Consider the following 19,944-nt stretch of genomic DNA (forward strand, 5'->3'; position numbering starts at 1 on the left):
AAACGCGGCCCTCGGGTCGCGTTTTTTTTGCCCTGCATTTTCGTCCTTCGCGCAGCGGTCACGAGGCTTACCGTTGTACCGGATGCTTCCCACAGCACGCTCGGAACGAGGTGATAGCCGCTGCCTGAGCGCCAGTTCTATGCTGGAAAAAACTGGAGGCACTTGATGAAAACGCTCATGGTCTTACTCGCGCTGATGACACTTTCCGGCTGTAGCAACGGGCAGTTCTTTCCCGGCGGTTATGGTTCCGAACTTGCCCATAAATGCCAGATAGATCCCTACAGTGCCGAGTGCCTGCAACCGCCAGCGGTCCTTCACAACTAGCCGCTACACGTTCGGGAGTGATTAAAACTCCCACTTGAAAAACTCGGTCCCGTTCGGCAGCTTCCTCAGCCACTTCTGCTTGGGTTTGCGCATACGCGCGGGGATAAAACCAAAGCGCGCCCAGCGCAGATCGCCTGTGCGCTGGTCGTAAATCACCAGATTGCCGTCGTCCTGCACGGTCATGTACGTGTGGTACCACAGCGATTTATCGCCGGTATGCGTGCTTTCCGCGATCCACAGTCGCCGCCTGGAAGGGTCGTACAGGAAGCCACTATTGCTGATCACGAACTGCAGCGGCTCGCGCATCTTCTTCGGGTGCAAAGTTGCACTGTAAGGTTGATTGGCGTCGGCGATCCAGATAACCCCCTCACCGTCTTTGAGGACCAGATTTCCATCGCTTTGCAGCATCAGACGAAATCGACCGTTCTCGGATTGCAGGAATTGGCCCGCAGACATCGTTTGATTGGGCGGCAGTACAGAAGAACCACTTGCTTGAAAGGGCGTATATCGCAGAGCCATGTTTCGTGCCTGTTTGAATAATGAAAAGAAGCATCATTCGAGCAGGTTTGAATTGCGCATCAGCGGTACATAGTTATCAGGGGCGAGTTTCGCCGTCTGCGTGTGCAGAGATGACGATGGTCAATGCAGCCCCCGTCATTTGTACAAGCGCTCCACGCAGGAATCGCCTTTAATCCTTCCTTAACACCCCGCTCGCATACTCTTGATCGTATTTCTCGATATTTCAAAGCAAAATTTTCCGCTTTAATTCGATAGATAACTCGCTAGTCTTGGTTCGCAGTTCTCACAGGATTTGGGCAATGCAGCTACGTAACTCTTCTTCGCGCTATGGTTGGGTCAGCATCTTCATGCACTGGGGCGTGGCGCTGGCGGTCTTCGGGCTGTTTGCGTTGGGTCTATGGATGGTCGGGCTGGATTACTACAGCACCTGGCGCAAAGACGCGCCGGATCTGCACAAGAGCATCGGTCTGGTGCTGCTCGCGGTGATGGTGTTGCGGGTGGTGTGGCGTTTCATCAGCCCGCCGCCGCCAACGCTGCAAAGCTACAGCCGCATGACCCGTATCGGCGCCAAGTTCGGCCACGGATTTCTGTATCTGGCGCTGTTCGCTGTGATGATTGCCGGTTACCTGATTTCCACCGCAGACGGTGTCGGGATCCCGGTGTTTGGCCTGTTTGAAGTCCCTGCTCTGCTCTCCGGACTACCGGATCAGGCAGATACCGCTGGGGTGATTCATCTCTGGCTGGCGTGGGCACTGGTAATTTTTTCCGGTCTCCATGCGTTGGCAGCATTGAAGCACCACTTTATCGATCGTGATGCGACCCTCACTCGAATGCTCGGTCGCAAAGCCTGAAATTCAACCTCGACTCAAAGGAAAAGAAAGCATGTTGAAAAAGACTCTGGCCGCTCTGGCAATCGGTTCTGCACTGCTCTCGGCTGGTCAGGCCATGGCTGCGGACTACAAAATCGACAAGGAAGGCCAGCACGCCTTCGTTGACTGGAAAATCAGCCACCTGGGTTACAGCTTCATCCACGGTACCTTCAAAGATTTCGACGGTACTTTCTCTTGGGATTCGGCCAAGCCTGAAGCCAGCAAGATCTCTGTGGATGTGAAAACTGCCAGCCTGTGGTCGAACCATGCTGAACGTGACAAGCACATCGCCAGCAAAGACTTCCTCGACGTGAGCAAGTTTGCTGATGCCAAGTTCGTCTCCACCGCCGTTAAATCGACCGGTGAAAAGACTGCTGACGTGACCGGCGACCTGACCTTGCACGGCGTGACCAAGCCTGTGACCTTCAAGGCCACATTCAACGGCGAAGGCAAGGATCCATGGGGCGGCGAGCGCGCTGGCTTCAACGCCAAGACCACTCTCAATCTGAACGAGTTCGGGATCAAGGGCCCAGGCCCAACCTCGCAAACGGCAGATCTGGATATCTCGCTGGAAGGTGTGAAAGTCAAATAACTTTCGCTCGCCACAATAAAACGCCCTTGGTCGAAAGGCCCGGGGCGTTTTTTATTGCCTGCGACACATTCCCTGTGGGAGCGAGCCTGCTCGCGAAAGCGGTCATTCCGGCAACATCATTGCTGACTGACCCGCCGCCTTCGCGAGCAGGCTCGCCCCCACAGGGGTATTGCGGTGTGGCAGAGATAATCGAGGTAAAAAAAAGCCCCGGCTCTTTCGAGTCGGGGCATTTTTCATGGCGGGTTGAAACTCAGCGATTGCGGGTCAGCAAGGCTGGTTTCTCGCCACGTGGGCGGCTTGGCAGTTGATCGAGCTGCTCAGGCGTCGGGAAGCGGTCGGCTTTCGATTCCTTGTGCATGATCTTCGGACCGTTGCTGCGCGGATTCTGCACGGCCGGTTCGCTGCGTGGCTGATCGTCACGGGCCGGACGGCGGTTGCGCGGCGCGGATTCGTCACGACGACCCTGACCGTCACGCGGTGCGCCATTGCGCGGGCCGCTGCGTTTGGCCGGTGGCGTGCCGGTGCTCGAACCGTTGCTGTTGCGCGGACCGTTCTGGCGTCCCTGAGGCTGACCACCGCGTGGTGCGCCTGCGCCTTGCGCCGGTGCGCCCGGACGACGGCCACGGCCGCCGGCAGGAGCGGCCTTCGGCACGTAGTCAACGCGGTTACCGAAGTTATCGATATCGTCGTCGAGGAACTCGTCCGGGGCACGGTCAGCCGCTGCACGCGGTGGCTGGCTCGGGCGCTGTTCGCGGCTCGGCGTGCCTTCGCGCGGTTTCTGCTGACGGGCAGGGCGCTCGCCACGTTCACCGGCCGGCTTTTCCTTGCCCTTGTCTTTGCCTTTGTCCTTGCGACCGCCGCCACCGCCGCCGCCATTCGGGCCGTCGCCACGTGGGCCACGAGAATTGCGCGGGTTGCGGATGTCAGGACGCTCGCGGGCTTCCGGCTTCTCGGCTTCGATGGTGCTGGAGTCGAAGCCCATCAGATCGCCGTCGGCAATCTTCTGCTTGGTCATGCGCTCGATGCTTTTCAGCAGCTTCTCTTCGTCTGGCGCGACCAAGGAGATCGCCTCGCCGGAACGACCGGCGCGGCCGGTACGACCGATACGGTGCACATAGTCTTCATCGACGTTCGGCAGCTCGAAGTTGACCACATGCGGCAACTGGTCGATGTCCAGACCACGGGCGGCGATGTCGGTCGCAACCAGAATGCGCACTTCGCCGGCCTTGAAGTCGGCCAGGGCCTTGGTGCGGGCGTTCTGGCTCTTGTTACCGTGGATCGCCACCGCCGGCAGGCCGTGTTTGTCCAGGTATTCAGCGAGACGGTTGGCGCCGTGCTTGGTGCGGGTGAAGACCAGCACCTGTTCCCACGCGCCGGCGGTGATCAGGTGCGCCAGCAGCGCACGTTTGTGGCTGGCCGGCAGGCGGAACACGCGTTGTTCGATGCGCTCGACCGTGGTGTTCGGCGGCGTCACTTCGATGCGTTCCGGGTTGTGCAGCAGTTTGCCGGCGAGGTCGGTGATGTCTTTGGAGAAGGTCGCCGAGAACAGCAGGTTCTGACGCTTGGCCGGCAGACGCGCGAGGACTTTCTTCACGTCGTGCACAAAACCCATGTCGAGCATGCGGTCGGCTTCGTCGAGAACGAGAATTTCCACGTGGGACAGATCGACGCTGCCCTGGCCGGCGAGGTCGAGCAAGCGACCCGGGCAGGCGACGAGAACGTCGACGCCACGGGACATGGCCTGGACCTGCGGGTTCATGCCGACGCCGCCGAAGATGCAGGCGCTGACGAATTTCAGGTCACGGGCGTAGATCTTGAAGCTCTCGTGCACCTGGGCCGCGAGTTCGCGGGTCGGGGTCAGGACCAGCACGCGCGGTTGGCGCGGGCCGTGACGCTGGGATTTGTCCGGGTGACCGTTGGGGAACAACCGCTCCAGAATCGGGAGGGCGAAACCGCCGGTTTTACCGGTACCTGTCTGAGCCGCCACCATCAGGTCGCGACCTTGCAACACGGCGGGAATGGCCCGCTGTTGCACCGGAGTAGGCTCGGTATAGCCCGCATCTTCGATGGCACGGACTAAAGCCTCGGAGAGACCGAGGGAAGCAAAGGACATGAGTAATCCTGTTTTAGTTAGGGCTTGGCCCAATGGGAGTCTTGCCTGGCGCGAATCACGTTTAAGAGGACGCAATCCCGTCCGGTCCAGCGGCGGTTCCGAAGGCACGTCAGGAGCGCTCGCGCGGGCTGGAAGCTGCGCTGTAGCGGGTCGAGAGGCCTGTTACGGTTCCGGGCGTCCGGGCGTGAGCCTGGCGGGAACGCCGGAGTATAACAGAGCAATCACTGCGCGCTGCTTTCCTGCTGCTCAACGGTTTTGCCGCTGGCCGTGGCCGAGCGCAGTGACGCGCTATCAACGGGCGCGGCACCGTAGCGCGCGCTGAGCTCGGCGTAGGCTGGTTCGCGCTTGAATCGCTTGAGCTCGGCGCCGAAACGCTGCACCAGCAAGTCCATACCGGCATTGCGCCGAACCGCAAGAAACTGGCTCTGGCGGCTGATAACCGTCGGGTTTTCCGTGATCAGATCGCGAATATTCAGCTCATCGAGCAAATGCTGACCGACGCGGCGATCGGTAATCAGCAGGTCAATCCGCCCGCGCACCAGTTTGCCGAAATTGGCTTCATGAGTTGGTGCCGGCTCACGGGTAAACAGGTCCGACTGGCTGAAGTCAGGGCTGTACAGATAACCCGGCGAGGTGCCGATGGTCAGGCCTTTGAGTTGTTCGAGGGTGTTGAAAGGATGCGGCCGCTGATTGGCGTAGAACATCACGAATTCGACGTCGGACAAAGGTTCGCTGGGATAGAGCAGGGTGGCGTCGCGTTCGGCGCTGTGAAAGATGTCCAGGGCACCGTCGGCCTGGCCGGTCTCGAGCATCGACAGGCAGCGCTTCCACGGCAGGAACTGCCATTCCACTTCAATGCCCAGACGCTGGAACACGATGGCGGTGGTTTCGTAGTCAAGACCGAGGTTCTTTCCGCGCTGTTCGTAGACGTACGGCGCCCACGGCTCGGTGACAATACGCAACTTCTCCCCCCGAGCGGCGAAGCTCAGGCAAGCAAAAACCAGCACGGCGAATAACTGCGTGATCAAAGGCATGGCTGGAGATTACGACGAGAATCGCGAAAGAGCCAGAAAGCCGCTGCACAAGCTCTGTTTCGCGGCTTCAAACAAAAAAAATCGCAGCCCTGACAACCCAACAAAGATGTTGCCAAGGACTGCGATCTCTTGATCCAGCTTGTAGCTTTCAGCTCGAAACTTGCAGCTGCTTCAGCGCGGCAACTTCAGGTTATTCCAGATGGCCAGGCTAGGTTCGGCCTGGTTCATCGAGTAGAAGTGCAGCCCCGGTGCGCCGCCCTGCAGCAGGCGTTCGCACATTTCGCTGACGACTTGTTCGCCAAAGCTTTGAATGCTTCGCGTGTCGTCGCCGTAGGCTTCCAGTTGCTTGCGGATCCAGCGCGGAATTTCCGCACCGCAGGCATCGGAGAAGCGCGCGAGTTTGCTGTAGTTGGTGATCGGCATGATCCCCGGCACGATCGGCAGATCCACGCCCAGCGCCTGCAAACGGTCGACGAAGTAGAAGTAGCTGTCGGCGTTGAAGAAGTACTGGGTGATCGCGCTGTCGGCACCGGCCTTTGCCTTGCGCACGAAGTTGGCGAGATCGTCTTCGTAGTTGCGCGCTTGCGGATGCATCTCCGGGTAAGCGGCGACTTCGATGTGGAAATGATCGGCGGTTTCTTCACGAATGAATTCCACCAGTTCATTGGCGTGACGCAGCTCACCGCTGGTCATGCCCATGCCGGACGGCAGGTCGCCACGCAGGGCAACGATGCGCTTGATGCCGGCAGTCTTGTATTCGTTGAGCAGGCCGCGCAGGTCGTCCTTGCTGTCACCGACGCACGACAGGTGCGGAGCGGCGGGTACTTTGACTTCGTTTTCCAGCTGCAACACGGTGTTGAGCGTGCGATCACGGGTCGAACCGCCAGCGCCGTAGGTGCAGGAAAAGAAATCAGGGTTGTAGGTGGCCAACTGACGGGCAGTGGCGAGCAGCTTTTCTTGCCCGGCATCGGTCTTGGTCGGGAAAAACTCGAAGCTGTAGCGACGGTCTTGGGACATTGGAGGGGGCCTCCAGCTACGAGCTGCAAGCTTCAAGCTGCAAGAGGGCGGAGCGCCGGGATCCTGTGCCTGAAGCTTGCAGCCAGCGGCTGCGTAATAACGATGAAGAAGCCAGCGACAGCTACAAGCCTCAAGTAAACCAACCGCTTTTACTTGCCGCTTGCAGCTTGAAGCTCGCAGCTGCTCTTAATAGCGATAGGCGTGCGGCTTGAACGGGCCTTCGACGGTGACGCCGATGTAGTCAGCCTGTTGCTTGGTCAGTTGGGTGACCACGCCGCCGAAGCCGCGAACCATTTCCAGGGCCACTTCTTCGTCGAGTTTCTTCGGCAGCACTTCAACGGTCAGACGCTCGGCTTTCTGCGCTGGCGACAGGTCGGCGTACTTCTGGCCGAACAGGAAGATCTGTGCCAGTACCTGGTTGGCGAACGAACCGTCCATGATGCGGCTCGGGTGACCGGTGGCGTTGCCCAGGTTCACCAGACGGCCTTCGGCCAGCAGGATCAGGTAGTCGTCATTCTGTGGGTCGAAGCTGCCGGCACCGGTGCGGTGAACCTTGTGCACCTGTGGCTTCACTTCTTCCCATGCCCAGTTCTTGCGCATGAAAGCGGTGTCGATTTCGTTGTCGAAGTGACCGATGTTGCAGACAACGGCGCGCTTCTTCAGGGCTTTGAGCATGTTCGCGTCGCAAACATTGACGTTACCGGTGGTGGTCACGATCAGGTCGATCTTGCCCAGCAGCGCTTTGTCGATGCTCGCTTCGGAACCGTCGTTGATACCGTCGATGAATGGCGACACCAGTTCGAAACCGTCCATGCACGCTTGCATGGCGCAGATCGGGTCAACTTCGGAGACTTTAACGATCATGCCTTCCTGACGCAGGGACTGGGCCGAGCCCTTGCCCACGTCACCGTAACCGATGACCAGCGCTTGCTTGCCGGACAGCAGGTGGTCGGTGCCGCGCTTGATCGCATCGTTCAGGCTGTGACGGCAGCCGTACTTGTTGTCGTTCTTGGACTTGGTCACCGAGTCGTTGACGTTGATCGCCGGGATCTTCAGCTCGCCCTTGGCCAGCATGTCCAGCAGACGGTGTACGCCAGTGGTGGTTTCTTCGGTCACGCCGTGAACGCGATCGAGCACTTGCGGGTATTTCTTGTGCAGCAGCTCGGTCAGGTCGCCGCCGTCGTCGAGGATCATGTTGGCGTCCCATGGCTGGCCATCCTTGAGGATGGTCTGCTCCAGGCACCACTCGTACTCTTCTTCAGTCTCGCCTTTCCAGGCGAACACCGGGATACCGGCGGCAGCGATAGCGGCAGCGGCCTGATCCTGAGTAGAGAAAATGTTGCAGGACGACCAGCGCACTTCGGCACCCAGGGCAACCAGGGTTTCGATCAGCACGGCAGTCTGAATGGTCATGTGGATGCAGCCGAGGATTTTCGCGCCCTTGAGCGGCTGCTCGGCAGCGTATTTGCGGCGCAGACCCATCAGGGCAGGCATTTCCGATTCGGCGATGATGGTTTCGCGACGGCCCCAGGCAGCCAGGGACATGTCGGCAACTTTGTAATCGGTAAAATCGGCAGGCGTGTTGACAGCGCTCATGAAGAGCCTCCATTCGTAATGTATGCGAATGGGCGCCGTTGTGCGTTTAGTGTCCGGCGCAGGCCGGTCAACGCCCCATCCGAGCCTGACAGGTCGAACCTGCTGCAGCGCCCCTCGGACAGGTGGCGGGAAAACGGCATAGCCGTTCTGAATCGGTGGCGATTATAGCGGTCTTCGCCCGGCTAGTGGCAAGCGGCAAGCTACAAGCGGCAAGTAAAAGCCAATCCGCTTTTACTTGCAGCTTGTAGCTGAAAACTTGAAGCTGGGGGCCAATACCCCTAACGCTCAAACGCCTCGACCCAGGAGCCCCCCATGAATTTCCACACCCGCAAATGGGTTAAACCCGAAGACCTCAACCCCAACGGCACCCTGTTCGGCGGCAGCCTGCTGCGCTGGATCGATGAAGAAGCGGCGATCTACGCCATCGTGCAACTGGGCAACCAGCGTGTGGTGACCAAGTACATCTCGGAAATCAACTTCGTCAGCGCCTCGCGCCAGGGCGACATCATCGAACTGGGCATCACCGCCACCGAATTCGGCCGCACCTCGATCACCCTGACCTGCGAAGTGCGCAACAAGATCACCCGCAAGAGCATCCTGACCGTCGAGAAGATGGTGTTCGTCAACCTCGGCGAAGACGGCCTGCCGGCGCCGCACGGGCGGACCGAGATCAAATATGTGAAAGACCAGTTCAAGGATGACGAAGCTGTTCAATAAGATCGGCGGCGCATTCTTCGCGAGCAGGCTCGCTCCCACAGGTACAGCGTGATCCTTGTGGGAGCGAGCCTGCTCGCGAAAGCGGTTGCCAATTCAGCGGAGATTCGCCTGGCCACTGAACAGCCATGAAGCGCAACGGTCGTAGCTACATCCCCCCCCACCGGTTGCCACGCCATGACCACCCCCACCAGCGACAAGACCCCCGACCTCTCGGCCAAGGAGCAGCACGAGGTCGAAAAGAGCCAGCCGCCGCGCGCGGCCGTTCTGCATGAAATCATCCGCACCCAGGGCGATCAGGAACTGGAGCGCAGCATTGCCGCGCTGTGGTGGTCGGCGCTGGCGGCAGGGTTGACCATGGGCCTGTCGCTGATGGGCATGGGATTGCTCAATTCGCGCCTGCCCGACGGCGACGAATTCAAGGTGATCGCCAGTTTCGGCTACTGCGCCGGTTTCCTCGCGGTCATCCTCGCGCGCCAGCAACTGTTTACCGAAAACACCCTGACCGCCGTGCTGCCGGTGATGACCAGGCCGACGCTGAAGAATTTCCTGCGCCTGATCCGTCTATGGACAGTGGTATTGGTCGGCAACCTCTGCGGGACGATTCTGGTGGCGTACGTGATGCTGGAACTGCCGATTTTCGACAGCAAGACCGACGTCGCCTTCCTCGAAATCGGCCGCAAGGTCATGGAGCACAGCGCCAGTCAGATGTTCGCCAAGGGCATCGTCTCCGGCTGGATGATCGCTACCATGGTCTGGATGATCCCCTCCATGGAGAGCGCGAAGATGTGGATCATCATCCTCATCACCTACTTCATGGCGCTGGGCGACTTCACCCATATCGTCGTCGGATCGGCGGAAGTGTCGTATCTGGTGTTTGCCGGCGAGTTGCCGTGGAGTGATTTCTGGGCGGTGTTCGCCGGGCCGACGCTGGCGGGGAACATCATTGGCGGCAGCTTCATCTTCGCGCTGATCAGCCATGCGCAGATTCGCAGTGAAAGCGGTGCGCCGAAGGAATCTGCGGATCAGGCTGTTAAGCCCGATCCGCAGTCGATCAAGAAATGATCAGTGGTGGGCGGGCTCAGCCACGCTGGCCGGCTCATTACGCGTCGCGTGCTTGACCAGTTTGCCGATGGTCAGGCCCTGCAGCAGGATCGACGACAGCACGACGATGTAGGTGATGCTCAGCAGCAGATCGCGCTCCGGGCCCAGCGGCAGGGCCAGCGCCAGTGCCACCGAAACACCGCCGCGCAAACCGCCCCAGGTCAGGATGCGGATGGTGCCGGCCGGCACTGAGCGCCAGCGCCGCAGCAGCAGGATCGCCGGCGCCACGGTGAGCAGGCGCGACAGCAGAATCGCCACCGCCAACAGGCCTGCGGCGGCCATGTGCAGCCAGTTGAACGGCAGCAGCAACAGCTCCATGCCGATCAGCGCAAACAGCAGCGCGTTGAGCATGTCATCTAGCAATTCCCAGAAACCGTCCAGATAACGCCGGGTCATGTCGTTCATCGCCAGATTGCGCCCGAGGTTGCCGATGATCAGACCGGCCACCACCATCGCAATCGGCGCCGAGACGTGCAGTTCGGTGGACATCGCCGAACCGCCGATCACCAGGGCCAGGGTCAGCATCACGGTGATCTGGTGCTGCTCGACGCTTTTGATCATGCGATAGACCAGATAACCGATCAGCCCGCCGAACAACACACCGCCAATGGCCTCATGGACGAAGAGCATGGCCGTGGCGCTGACGGTCGGGGTTTCGCCCAGTTGCGCGATGCCCAGCAGCACGGTGAAGACCACCACCGCCGTGCCGTCGTTGAACAGTGATTCGCCGACGATGGTGGTTTTCAGTGGCTTCGAAGCGTTGGCGGTACGCAACACGCCGAGCACGGCAATCGGGTCGGTCGGTGAGATCAGCGCGCCGAACAACAGGCAGTAGAGGAAACTCACGTGCCAGCCGAACAGAGCAAAAATGTAGAAGGCCAGGCTGCCGATCACCACGGTGGCGATCAACACGCCGAAGGTGGCCAGCAGGCCGATCGGCCAGCGGTAGCTGCGCAAGTCATTCAGGTTGACGTGCAGGGCGCCGGCGAACAGCAGGAACGAGAGCATCCAGTTCATCAGCAGATCGCCGAAATCGATCTGGCCGATCAGTTGCTGCACGCGGTCTTCGAGGCCGGGAAAGCCGAGGACGCTGAGGCCTTGCAGGAGCAATGAGAACAGCAGGGCGGTAACCATCACGCCGATGGTCGGCGGCAGGCCGATAAAGCGGAAATTGACGAAGGTCAGGAGGGTAGTGAGGCAGATAAAAGCGGCGACAAGTTCAAGCATCCGGGGTCCTTTGGATGAAGGGTGAATGGAGCGCGGCCGGAGGTTGGACGCAGGGGTTTGATGGGCAAACAGCGACATGGGACACACCACAGTTCATTGTGGCGAGGGGATTTATCCCCGCTCGGCGGCGAAGCCGTCGCAATCCGGTTTATCGATTATTCCTGACAAAACCCGATTGAAGGTTTTGGGGCTGCTGCGCAGCCCAAGGGGGATAAATAGAGGTCTCAGCCAGTCACATTGACCGCACTCGCCCGCCGACGTTGCAGGTAAATGAACAACAGCGCCGTCAGCACCGTCAGCACGCCGACCAGCGCCCCGGTCCACGGCAGGTCCGCCAGATCCGCGCCGCTGGCAACCACCAGTCCACCAATCCAGGCGCCTGCTGCGTTGCCCAGATTGAACGCGCTCTGGTTCAGCGTCGAACCCAGATTCGGCGCTTCGTGCGCCTGATCGATGATCAGCAACTGCAGAATCGGGCACAGCGCAAAAGCGAAAATTCCCCACAGCACCAAGGTAATCGCCGCCGGAATCACCGTACGGCTGGTCTGGCTGAACGCCGCCAGAATCACCACAACTGCCAGTGCCACGCCGACCAGTGACGGCAGCAAGCGGCTGTCGGCCAGGCGCCCGCCGAGCATGCTGCCCGCTGTCAGGCCGACGCCGAACAACAGCAGCATCACCGTCACGCCGTGGGGGCTGACGCCAGTGATGTCTTGCAGGATCGGTGCGATATACGTGAACACGCTGAACAGGCTGGTCGAGGCCAGCACGCTCATGCCCAGCGCCAGCAGCACGTTGGCCTTGCCCAGCACTTTGAATTCGCTGGCGAGATTGGCCTTGTCCATCGCGATGTGTTTCGGCAACCACAACCACTGCGCCAGCGCGGCAACAACGCCAATTACCGATACCGCCCAGAAGGTCGAGCGCCAGCCAGCGTATTGGCCCAGCGCTGTGCCGAGTGGCACGCCAAGCACGTTGGCCAGTGTCAGGCCGGTGAACATCATGGCAATCGCCTGCGCACGTTTGTTCGGCGCAACCAGCCCGGCAGCAACCACCGAGCCAATGCCGAAAAACGCCCCGTGACACAGCGCCGTAACCACCCGCGCCGCCATCAGCGTCGCGTAGTTGGGTGCCAGCGCGCAGAGCACGTTGCCGAGGATGAACATCAGCGTCATGCCCAGCAATGTCGCTTTGCGCGGCATATTGGCGGTGCCGATCGCCAGGATCGGTGCGCCGAACACCACGCCCAGGGCGTAACCGGTGATCAGCAGTCCGGCGTGAGGAATGCTCACCGCCAGATCGCGGGCGACGTCGGGCAGCAGGCCCATGATGACGAATTCGGTAGTGCCGATGCCGAACGCGGCAACGGCGAGTGCAAGCAAAGCGAGGGGCATGCGCAAGGTCTCTGTCGGTAGTCTTGACGCTTTGATCAGGCATACGCGTGCCAGCGACCGTTTTCGAAGAAAGCGGAGCAGGCAGCTTTTATTGGAATTTTTTGGTGTGCAGCTGAGTACGGCGCGGTGGTTGCAGTATAAACAGCTGCTGACACATGGCGAATCAATAATCTGACTAATCGGTTCCGGATTCGGATGTTCACCGTAGACGCTGTCGTGAAATATCCGCCTGAAAGAACCTTTCGGCCGGGCGCTGCTCTTAGCCTGTGGGCAGGTGCTGATCGGCATGCTGGTGATGAAGTTCTGACCGCTCGCCAATTTCTCCAATCGAAAAAAGGACGACGTTATGACAGTGGCTCTGTGGTGTGTGTTGATCGCGATTTTCCTGCCGTACGTGTGCACGATCGTGGCGAAGGCCACCGGCGGTTTCCGCCTCAAGGACAATTACGATCCACGGGACTTTCTCGACAGCGTCGATGGCGTCGCCCGTCGCGCCCATGCCGCGCAACTGAACAGCTTTGAAGTAACGCCTGCGTTTGCCGCTGCGGTGATCGTTGCGCACCTGGTCGGCACTGCGCAGCTGGTGACGGTCAATGTGCTGGCCGTGCTGTTTATCACCAGTCGCCTGCTGTACATCATCTGCTACCTGGCTGACTGGGCTGCACTGCGTTCGGTGGTGTGGTTTATCGGGATGGGGCTGATTGCTTCGTTTTTCTTTGTGTCAATCTGAAAGCAGGCTCAAAAGATCGCAGCCTGCGGCAGCTCCTACAGAGGAATGCATACTCCTGTAGGAGCTGCCGAAGGCTGCGATCTTTTGCCTTTAGGATTTGTCAGCCACCTGTGGCACTTGCGGCAACTCTTGTCCTTTAGGCCAGAGCATCCAGATCTGCCCCTGCTGTTTCATGTCCCCGGCCAGTTGCCCGGCCGCATCACCCGTGCCCCAGAACAGATCCGCGCGCACCTCACCGGCAATCGCGCCGCCGGTATCCTGCGCCGCGACCGGGCGCACCAGTGGGGTGCCATCCGGTTTGGTGGTTGACAGCCATAACAGACTGCCCAACGGAATCACCTTGCGATCCACCGCCGCGCTGTAGCCGGCGGTCAGCGGCACGTTCAGCGAGCCACGCGGGCCTTCGTTGCTGTCCGGGTTGCGGGTGAAGAACACGTAGCTCGGGTTGCTGGCCAGCAGTTCCGGAATGCGCATCGGGTTGGCCTTGGCCCAGTTGCTGATCGCGGTCATGGTCACGTCTTCTTTCTTCAGCTCGCCTTGCTCGACGAGCCAGCGACCGATCGGTCGGTACGGGTGGCCATTCTGATCGGCGTAGGCGATGCGCAACTGTTTGCCGTCCTCGGTCTGGATCCGGCCCGAGCCCTGGATCTGCAGAAATTGCAGATTCATCGGATCAGTCAGATACGCGACCACTGGCGCTTTCACGCCTTTGGATTCAATGGTCGCCGCGTCGTCGTAAGGCTTGAGCACGCGGCCTTCGAGGCGGCCGCGCAGGCGCTTGCCTTTCAATTCCGGGTAGATGCTGTCGAGCGAGACGATGATCATGTCTTCCGGCACGCCATACACCGGCACGTTTGCTGTTGCGGTGGGCGTCAGGCTGCCGGGGTACACCGGTTCGTAGTAGCCGGTGATCAGACCGTTGGGGTTGTCGTTCTCGGCGCGCAGGCCGTAGACATCGAGGTTCTGCTTGAGGAACGCGCGAATCTCGGCGGCGCTTTGCGGCACATTCGCCGCCGCAGCGCAGGTCGGGCCCCACACCGCGTCGGCTTTGAGTCGTGTGCACGCGCTGCGCCATGAACCGAAACCGGCGACCAGATCGCTGTCGGAGACCGCGGGCAAGGCTTCCCAGGTTGCGCTGGAATACGTAGCCAGTGCGTGGGTTTTTGGTTTGGCGCTGTCGCCGCCTGTGCAACCGGCGAGGATGGCGAGCAGTGGAAGGGTGACGATAAGCGGGTGACGCCAGGCCGTGAAGCGGCTGTTCATGGAGTGATTCCTGTGCCGGTTGGCCGAGTGCTCCATGCGCTCGACCAACCCGTATTTTTAATAGGGCTATTGGTGTTTGGCGGTGAGCCGAGGATACTGGCCGCCGATTTCCGCCACCTGAAGCCACCATGACTCTGAAACCCATTGCTGTTGTATTGCTGGCCTGCCTGACCTTGTCCGCCTGTGGCGGTGTCGACCCGAATTCGCCGCTGGGCCAGCGCAAGGCGATCTTCAAGCAGATGCTCAAGACCAGCGAAGACCTCGGCGGCATGTTGCGCGGGCGCATTGCCTTCGACGGGCCGAAATTTGCCGAGGGCGCAGTCAGACTTGATGCGTTGGCCCATGAGCCGTGGAAGCATTTTCCGCAGGTGCGCGAGGACGATCACACCAGCGCCAAAGATGATGTCTGGCAGAAACAGGCGCGTTTTCAGGAACTGGCCCGCGCCCTCGAGACAGCCACCGGTGAATTGGTGGTCGCCAGTCAGGTTCAGCCGTACAAGGCCAGCAATCTTGGGCCGGCAGTGCAGAAAGTTGAAGATGCCTGCAGTGCTTGCCATAAAGAGTTTCGCGATCATTGATTCCTGAAGCTGCTGAGTACCTTGTGGCGAGGGGATTTATCCCCGATGGGCTGCGAAGCAGCCCCAAAACCATACAACCGGGTTTTTTCAGACGGACCCGACTAGCCAAATTTGCGACGGCCTCGCCGCCGGAAGGGGATAAATCCCCTCCCCAAAGGGCTTCGGTTACTTATCGATCTCGTCCAGCGCTTCCTGCAGTTCCTTGCGCGACTCGGCGAGCTTTTCCTTGCGCTTGTTGATCTTCTCCGGATCGCCCTTCTTCATGGCCTTGTCGAGGTCCGCCTGACGCTGGCTCACCTCATGCTTGGCCTCAAGCACTTTGTTCTCACGTTCTTTTTTCAGCCCGGCGTCGGTGCAGTGTTCATTGACTTCACGCAGTGCGGTTTCCAGGCCTGCCTGCTGCTCCATGTTGCCGCGCGACTTGGCCTGTTCGATCTGATTGATGATGCCCTGCTTCTTGGCAGCGCAACCGGTCAGGCCCGGGCCGTCTTCTTCGGCCATGACCGGAGCGGCCATGACGCCGCAAAGAGTAAGCAGGGCGAGCGGTGCGAGAAATTTCATAAAAGCTCCATGTGCAAAGGCAATCGGGGTGGGAGGGCACTGCGCTGTTGGAGCGTCTGGCCGGCCGTTGGGTTCCCGCCGGGCGGGGATTGCAGGTTCAGAAGCCGTCGATTCCGGCGGCTTTCAGGGTTTCGCTCAAAGCCAGTACCTGCGGGTCGCGAAAGAATGCGCTCAGTTGCGCCGCGCGTCCCGGGCCGATGCCGGCTTCTGCCTGCCATTGTTCAGTGTCGCGTTGTGCCAGGGCCTGCCACGAATCGTCCAGTTGTGCCTGTCCGGCCGGCGGCATGCCCAGCGCTTTCAACCATCGAGCGAACGGCTGTTGCCGCGCGCCGTGAAAACTCTGGATCAGACGTGCGCTGCTGCGCTCGCCGAGGCCGGCAATGTTAGCAAGCTCTGACGCATCGAGGGTCAGCCAATCCAGCAGGTGTTTCAGACGGCCTGTTTCCAAAAGTTTCTCCCAAGTGCCGCGACCGACATGCTGCATGGCCAGGCCCTGCTTGCCACTGAGCCAGGTCAGACGCGCGAGAAACTGGCTTTCACACCCCGGCGTCGGTTGCCAGCAGCTCAGTACGTGGTAATCGCCGGCATCGGGAATGCTGATGTCTACCCGTTCGCTGGTGCGCAGCACAACACTGTCGAGGCGCGGAATGGTCAGCCCGGCCAGACTGATTGCCACCTGATCGCCGGGGCGGATGTCGAGGGTTTGCCAGCGCTTGAGCGAGCTGACGCTGACCCGTTTGATTTCGCGGTCATCGAGTCTGACCGGCAGCAGTTCCAGCACCGGCGTGATCCGCCCGGTGCGGCCGATCTTGAAATTGACCTTGCGCACCTCGGCCAATGCCTGGGCGAACGGGTATTTCCAGGCGATCGCCCAATAAGGTGCCTTGGCCTGCCAGCGTTCGGCAGGTGGCCGTTGGCTCTGACGCAGCACCACGCCGTCGCTGGCAAAGGGCAGGGGCGAGCGATACCAGTGCTCGCGCCATTTTTGCGCGTCTTCGAATCGGCTGACGGGCTGTGTAAAGGGCTCGGTTGCAGCGAACCCCAATGCCTGGAGTTCGGACAATCTCTCCGGCAGCCGCACAGGACCTTGCGGCCAGTCCCAGACAAACAGGCCGATCCCGGCGGCCTGTTCAACATCGAGTGTTTTACGTCCCATCAGCCCGGCGATGGTGGCGCGGGCATTGACGCTGCCGGACTGTGATTGAACATGGGCGTTCAGGCGCCAATAGAGTTCGCCCTGTACCAGCAGATCCTGTGGCTGCCTCAAACGTTGCGGAATGGCTGCGATCCTGCGCGCGGAGGCGGTCCAGTCCTGGCCGTTGACCCCGTCACCGCGACTAATCGCCTGCTGCAATATTCCCTGGCGGTAGATCAGCGTGACAGCCACGCCGTCGACCTTGGGCTGCACCCAGACGTTCTGGCGATTGCGCAACCAGTGGGCGACGTCTTCGGCTTTGTGCAGCTTGTCCAGACCGGTATGGGCGATGGGGTGGATGACCGTGCCGGAAGCTGTGCGCAACGGCTGCGGGGATGAGGGTTGGTTGAAACAGGCTTGCCATTCTTTCAGCCGCAGCTGGGACTGGTCGTAGAGTTCGTCGCTGATCAATGAACGGCCTTCGCGGTGATAGGCGTCGTCCCATTGGTCGATCCGGTTTTGCAGGGCGGTGATTTCGCGTTGGGCTTGGGAAAGATCCCAGTTCGGGCAGTTGGCTTGGCTGACGAGGGTGATGAGTGCCAGCAGGAAGGCCAGCAACAGGCGCAGTGTGAAGAGCATTGTGAGCGTCCTTGCTCGGGGGGTGATGCTTGAAGGGTAGGTGAGGATCTTAAGAACGTTGCGCGGCTTTTTTGCGAACTGTTTCGGGGCAGGGGAATTGGTGTTGCCGGGGCGGGCGCCTTCGCGAGCAGGCTCGCTCCCGCAGGGATCTCAAAAATCTGTCAGGCATGAAAAAGCCCCGCACGGCGCGAACCGTGCGGGGCTTTCATGCAGCCAGGGTATTACAGGCCAGCGGCAGAACGCAGGGCGTCGGCGCGGTCGGTTTTTTCCCAGGTGAACGTGGTGAAGCTGTCTTCGCCAACGGTCTTGGTCTGCGGCGCACGACCGAAGTGGCCATAGGCTGCGGTTTCCTGGTACATCGGGTGCAGCAGGTCGAGCATGGTGGTGATTGCGTAGGGACGCAGGTCGAACACTTCACGCACCAGTTTGATGATCTTGTCATCGCTGATCTTGCCGGTGCCGAAGGTGTTCAGCGAGATCGACGTAGGCTGAGCCACACCGATCGCGTAGGAAACCTGGATCTCGCAACGCTCGGCCAGGCCGGCCGCAACGATGTTCTTGGCCACGTAACGGCCAGCGTAGGCAGCCGAACGGTCAACCTTCGATGGATCCTTGCCGGAGAATGCGCCGCCGCCGTGACGGGCCATGCCGCCGTAGCTGTCGACGATGATCTTGCGGCCGGTCAGACCGCAGTCACCTACCGGGCCGCCAATGATGAACTGGCCGGTCGGGTTGATGTGGAACTGGGTGTCCTTGCTCAGCAGTTCGGCAGGCAGTACGTGCTTGACGATCAGCTCCATCACGCCTTCGCGCAGGTCTTTGTACGACACTTCCGGGTTGTGCTGGGTCGACAGGACAACAGCGTCGATGCCGACAACCTTGCCGCCTTCGTAACGGCAGGTCACTTGCGACTTGGCGTCCGGACGCAGCCAAGGCAGCAGGCCCGACTTGCGTGCTTCAGCCTGACGCTGCACCAGCTGGTGCGAGAAGGTGATCGGAGCTGGCATCAGCACGTCGGTTTCGTTGCTGGCGTAGCCGAACATCAGGCCCTGGTCGCCGGCGCCCTGATCTTCAGGCTTGGCGCGGTCAACGCCCTGGTTGATGTCAGGGGACTGCTTGCCGATGATGTTCATCACGCCGCAGGTCGCGCCGTCGAAGCCGACTTCGGAGCTGGTGTAGCCGATGTCGCAAATCACGTCACGAACGATCTGCTCCAGGTCGACCCAGGCGCTGGTGGTCACTTCACCGGCAACGATGGCCACGCCGGTCTTGACCAGGGTTTCCACGGCCACGCGAGCGTGTTTGTCCTGGGCAATAATGGCGTCCAGCACCGCATCGGAAATCTGGTCGGCGATTTTGTCCGGATGTCCTTCAGACACGGACTCGGAGGTGAAGAGGGAGTATTCGCTCATCTCGATGTTTTCCTGAATTTACCGATGGTGAGTGTCGCCAGCCGGTCGCTGAAAGTGGCGAACCTGGATCTGGAAACCATTACGTAAGCCTACATAGAGGCTTTCCCCGGGAACGAGTCCCGCAGCGGTGGCCCAACGGGCCAGATCGTCCTGTTCAAACCCCAACCAGAGATCACCGCAGGCCTCCCTGGCCCAACTCTGGTTGTGGCTACATAACTCTGTCACGAGCAGGCTACCGCCCGGTTGCAGCAAGTCGGCCATGTGCCTGAGCGCATCGGCCGGAGCGGCGAAATGGTGCAGGACCATGTTCAACACCACGCAATCGGCTTGAAGGCTTGTGCCGTTCAATGCATCGGCCAATTGCAGGCTGACGTTAGCCAGCTGTTCACGTTCACACACCTGACGCGCCAGTTCGAGCATCGCCGGGCTGTTGTCCAGCGCGGTTACGGTGCCGAAGCGACGGGCCAGTTCCGGCAGAAAAGCACCATCGCCGGGGCCGACTTCAATGGCCGTGGCTCCACCATCGAAGTTCAGTTTGTCGAGCAGGGCCAGCACGCTGTCACGGTACTGCGGCAGGCCTGCGATCAAATCCTGCTGGGCACGGAATTTTTCCGCGACCCGGGCGAAAAAGTCCCGGCTGGCGGCGGCACGCTGGCCGTGAACCTGCTCGATGCGTGCTTGCACTTCATCAGGCAGATCCAGATTGTCGACTTCTTCCAGCAATGCCGCGTGCAGCTTGCCGCCGAGCAATTCGCTGTGGGGCAGGGCACGACGATAAAAAATTGCGTTGCCCTCACGGCGTGTCGCCACCAGGTCGGCTTGCGCCAGCACCTTGAGGTGATGGCTCATGCCCGACTGGCCGATGCCGAAAATCTGCGCCAGCTCCAGCACGCCAAACGAATCGTTGGCCAGCGCGCGCAATACATTCAGCCGCAGCGGATCGCCGCCGGCCTTGCACAGGGCCGCCAGCTCGTCGCAATCGTCATGGCGAATGGAAGGCACGCGTAAGTTCATAGGGCTGGCAGTCTAGAGACGGGGGCAAGGCACCGCAAGGTCAATATCAAAAAGTTTTGATATTGCTCGATAAATGGCACTTCTCGGCGGACGGCAGTCTCTACAAACG

18 protein-coding genes and 1 riboswitch are annotated in these 19,944 nt (G+C 60.4%); of the genes, 6 read left to right on the plus strand and 12 right to left on the minus strand.

What is annotated here, in order from left to right:
* Nucleotides 1–345: 345 nt before the first annotated feature.
* A complete protein-coding gene (locus tag JWU58_RS02640; RefSeq protein WP_206421451.1) occupies nucleotides 346–843 on the minus strand; it encodes a hypothetical protein in 498 nt (165 codons plus the stop codon).
* A 299-nt stretch (nucleotides 844–1,142) separates the two neighbouring features.
* Here JWU58_RS02640 and JWU58_RS02645 point away from each other — a divergent pair, with 299 nt between their 5' ends.
* Both JWU58_RS02645 and JWU58_RS02650 read left to right on the plus strand, forming a co-directional pair.
* Entirely contained in the window at nucleotides 1,143–1,694 is a 552-nt protein-coding gene (locus JWU58_RS02645) for a cytochrome b (protein WP_073471054.1), read from the plus strand.
* Nucleotides 1,695–1,725: 31 nt separating this feature from the next.
* Entirely contained in the window at nucleotides 1,726–2,304 is a 579-nt protein-coding gene (locus JWU58_RS02650) for a YceI family protein (protein WP_024014635.1), read from the plus strand.
* Nucleotides 2,305–2,554: 250 nt separating this feature from the next.
* Here JWU58_RS02650 and JWU58_RS02655 read toward each other — a convergent pair whose 3' ends face one another.
* From JWU58_RS02655 to ahcY, 4 genes are all read right to left on the minus strand, one after another.
* The gene (locus JWU58_RS02655; RefSeq protein ID WP_016772767.1) at nucleotides 2,555–4,417 is read right to left on the minus strand and encodes an RNA helicase RhlE2; all 1,863 of its coding nucleotides are present in this window, start codon (nucleotides 4,415–4,417) and stop codon (nucleotides 2,555–2,557) included.
* A 221-nt stretch (nucleotides 4,418–4,638) separates the two neighbouring features.
* A complete protein-coding gene (locus JWU58_RS02660; RefSeq protein ID WP_206421452.1) occupies nucleotides 4,639–5,451 on the minus strand; it encodes a substrate-binding periplasmic protein in 813 nt (270 codons plus the stop codon).
* 171 nt (nucleotides 5,452–5,622) lie between these two features.
* Complete coding sequence (metF, locus tag JWU58_RS02665; protein ID WP_206421453.1) at nucleotides 5,623–6,468, minus strand: methylenetetrahydrofolate reductase [NAD(P)H]; 846 nt, start codon at nucleotides 6,466–6,468, stop codon at nucleotides 5,623–5,625.
* A 186-nt stretch (nucleotides 6,469–6,654) separates the two neighbouring features.
* Nucleotides 6,655–8,064, minus strand: a complete 1,410-nt coding sequence (ahcY, locus tag JWU58_RS02670) for an adenosylhomocysteinase (protein WP_016772771.1) — start codon at nucleotides 8,062–8,064, stop codon at nucleotides 6,655–6,657.
* Between the two features lie 23 nt (nucleotides 8,065–8,087).
* A riboswitch (S-adenosyl-L-homocysteine riboswitch) is annotated at nucleotides 8,088–8,186 on the minus strand.
* 190 nt (nucleotides 8,187–8,376) lie between these two features.
* Between ahcY and JWU58_RS02675 the strand changes: the two genes are divergently transcribed.
* Nucleotides 8,377–8,781: an acyl-CoA thioesterase gene (locus tag JWU58_RS02675; RefSeq protein ID WP_016772772.1), complete on the plus strand. Its 405-nt coding sequence runs from the start codon at nucleotides 8,377–8,379 to the stop codon at nucleotides 8,779–8,781.
* 174 nt (nucleotides 8,782–8,955) lie between these two features.
* A complete protein-coding gene (locus JWU58_RS02680) occupies nucleotides 8,956–9,843 on the plus strand; it encodes a formate/nitrite transporter family protein (protein ID WP_016772773.1) in 888 nt (295 codons plus the stop codon).
* On the opposite strand, the gene JWU58_RS02685 is transcribed toward JWU58_RS02680, so the two are convergent.
* Together JWU58_RS02685 and JWU58_RS02690 are read right to left on the minus strand one after the other, a co-directional pair.
* The gene (locus JWU58_RS02685) at nucleotides 9,844–11,109 is read right to left on the minus strand and encodes a cation:proton antiporter (protein ID WP_024014630.1); all 1,266 of its coding nucleotides are present in this window, start codon (nucleotides 11,107–11,109) and stop codon (nucleotides 9,844–9,846) included. It abuts the gene before it with no gap.
* Between the two features lie 224 nt (nucleotides 11,110–11,333).
* Nucleotides 11,334–12,503 (minus strand): MFS transporter, encoded by a 1,170-nt coding sequence (locus JWU58_RS02690; protein WP_206421454.1) that lies wholly within the window; start codon nucleotides 12,501–12,503, stop codon nucleotides 11,334–11,336.
* Between the two features lie 346 nt (nucleotides 12,504–12,849).
* On the opposite strand from JWU58_RS02690, the gene JWU58_RS02695 reads away from it, so the two are divergent.
* Nucleotides 12,850–13,233, plus strand: a complete 384-nt coding sequence (locus JWU58_RS02695; protein ID WP_039757593.1) for an MAPEG family protein — start codon at nucleotides 12,850–12,852, stop codon at nucleotides 13,231–13,233.
* Nucleotides 13,234–13,323: 90 nt separating this feature from the next.
* Here the strand turns inward: JWU58_RS02695 and mltA are convergent, their stop codons facing one another.
* The gene (mltA, locus tag JWU58_RS02700) at nucleotides 13,324–14,496 is read right to left on the minus strand and encodes a murein transglycosylase A (protein WP_206421455.1); all 1,173 of its coding nucleotides are present in this window, start codon (nucleotides 14,494–14,496) and stop codon (nucleotides 13,324–13,326) included.
* 128 nt (nucleotides 14,497–14,624) lie between these two features.
* Here mltA and JWU58_RS02705 point away from each other — a divergent pair, with 128 nt between their 5' ends.
* Nucleotides 14,625–15,074: a c-type cytochrome gene (locus JWU58_RS02705; RefSeq protein ID WP_206421456.1), complete on the plus strand. Its 450-nt coding sequence runs from the start codon at nucleotides 14,625–14,627 to the stop codon at nucleotides 15,072–15,074.
* A 165-nt stretch (nucleotides 15,075–15,239) separates the two neighbouring features.
* On the opposite strand, the gene JWU58_RS02710 is transcribed toward JWU58_RS02705, so the two are convergent.
* The 4 genes from JWU58_RS02710 to JWU58_RS02725 form a co-directional block, all read right to left on the minus strand.
* Nucleotides 15,240–15,635 (minus strand): DUF1090 domain-containing protein, encoded by a 396-nt coding sequence (locus tag JWU58_RS02710; protein WP_016772779.1) that lies wholly within the window; start codon nucleotides 15,633–15,635, stop codon nucleotides 15,240–15,242.
* A gap of 97 nt (nucleotides 15,636–15,732) precedes the next feature.
* Nucleotides 15,733–17,409, minus strand: coding sequence for an NAD-dependent DNA ligase LigB (ligB, locus tag JWU58_RS02715; protein ID WP_123443782.1), 1,677 nt, complete (start codon nucleotides 17,407–17,409; stop codon nucleotides 15,733–15,735).
* Between the two features lie 221 nt (nucleotides 17,410–17,630).
* Nucleotides 17,631–18,821 (minus strand): methionine adenosyltransferase, encoded by a 1,191-nt coding sequence (gene metK / locus JWU58_RS02720; RefSeq protein ID WP_024014624.1) that lies wholly within the window; start codon nucleotides 18,819–18,821, stop codon nucleotides 17,631–17,633.
* Between the two features lie 18 nt (nucleotides 18,822–18,839).
* Complete coding sequence (locus tag JWU58_RS02725) at nucleotides 18,840–19,835, minus strand: ArsR/SmtB family transcription factor (protein WP_123443783.1); 996 nt, start codon at nucleotides 19,833–19,835, stop codon at nucleotides 18,840–18,842.
* Nucleotides 19,836–19,944: the final 109 nt, after the last annotated feature.

It is taken from the genome of Pseudomonas atacamensis (assembly GCF_017167965.1).
GTDB classification, from domain to species: Bacteria; Pseudomonadota; Gammaproteobacteria; order Pseudomonadales; family Pseudomonadaceae; genus Aquipseudomonas; species Aquipseudomonas atacamensis.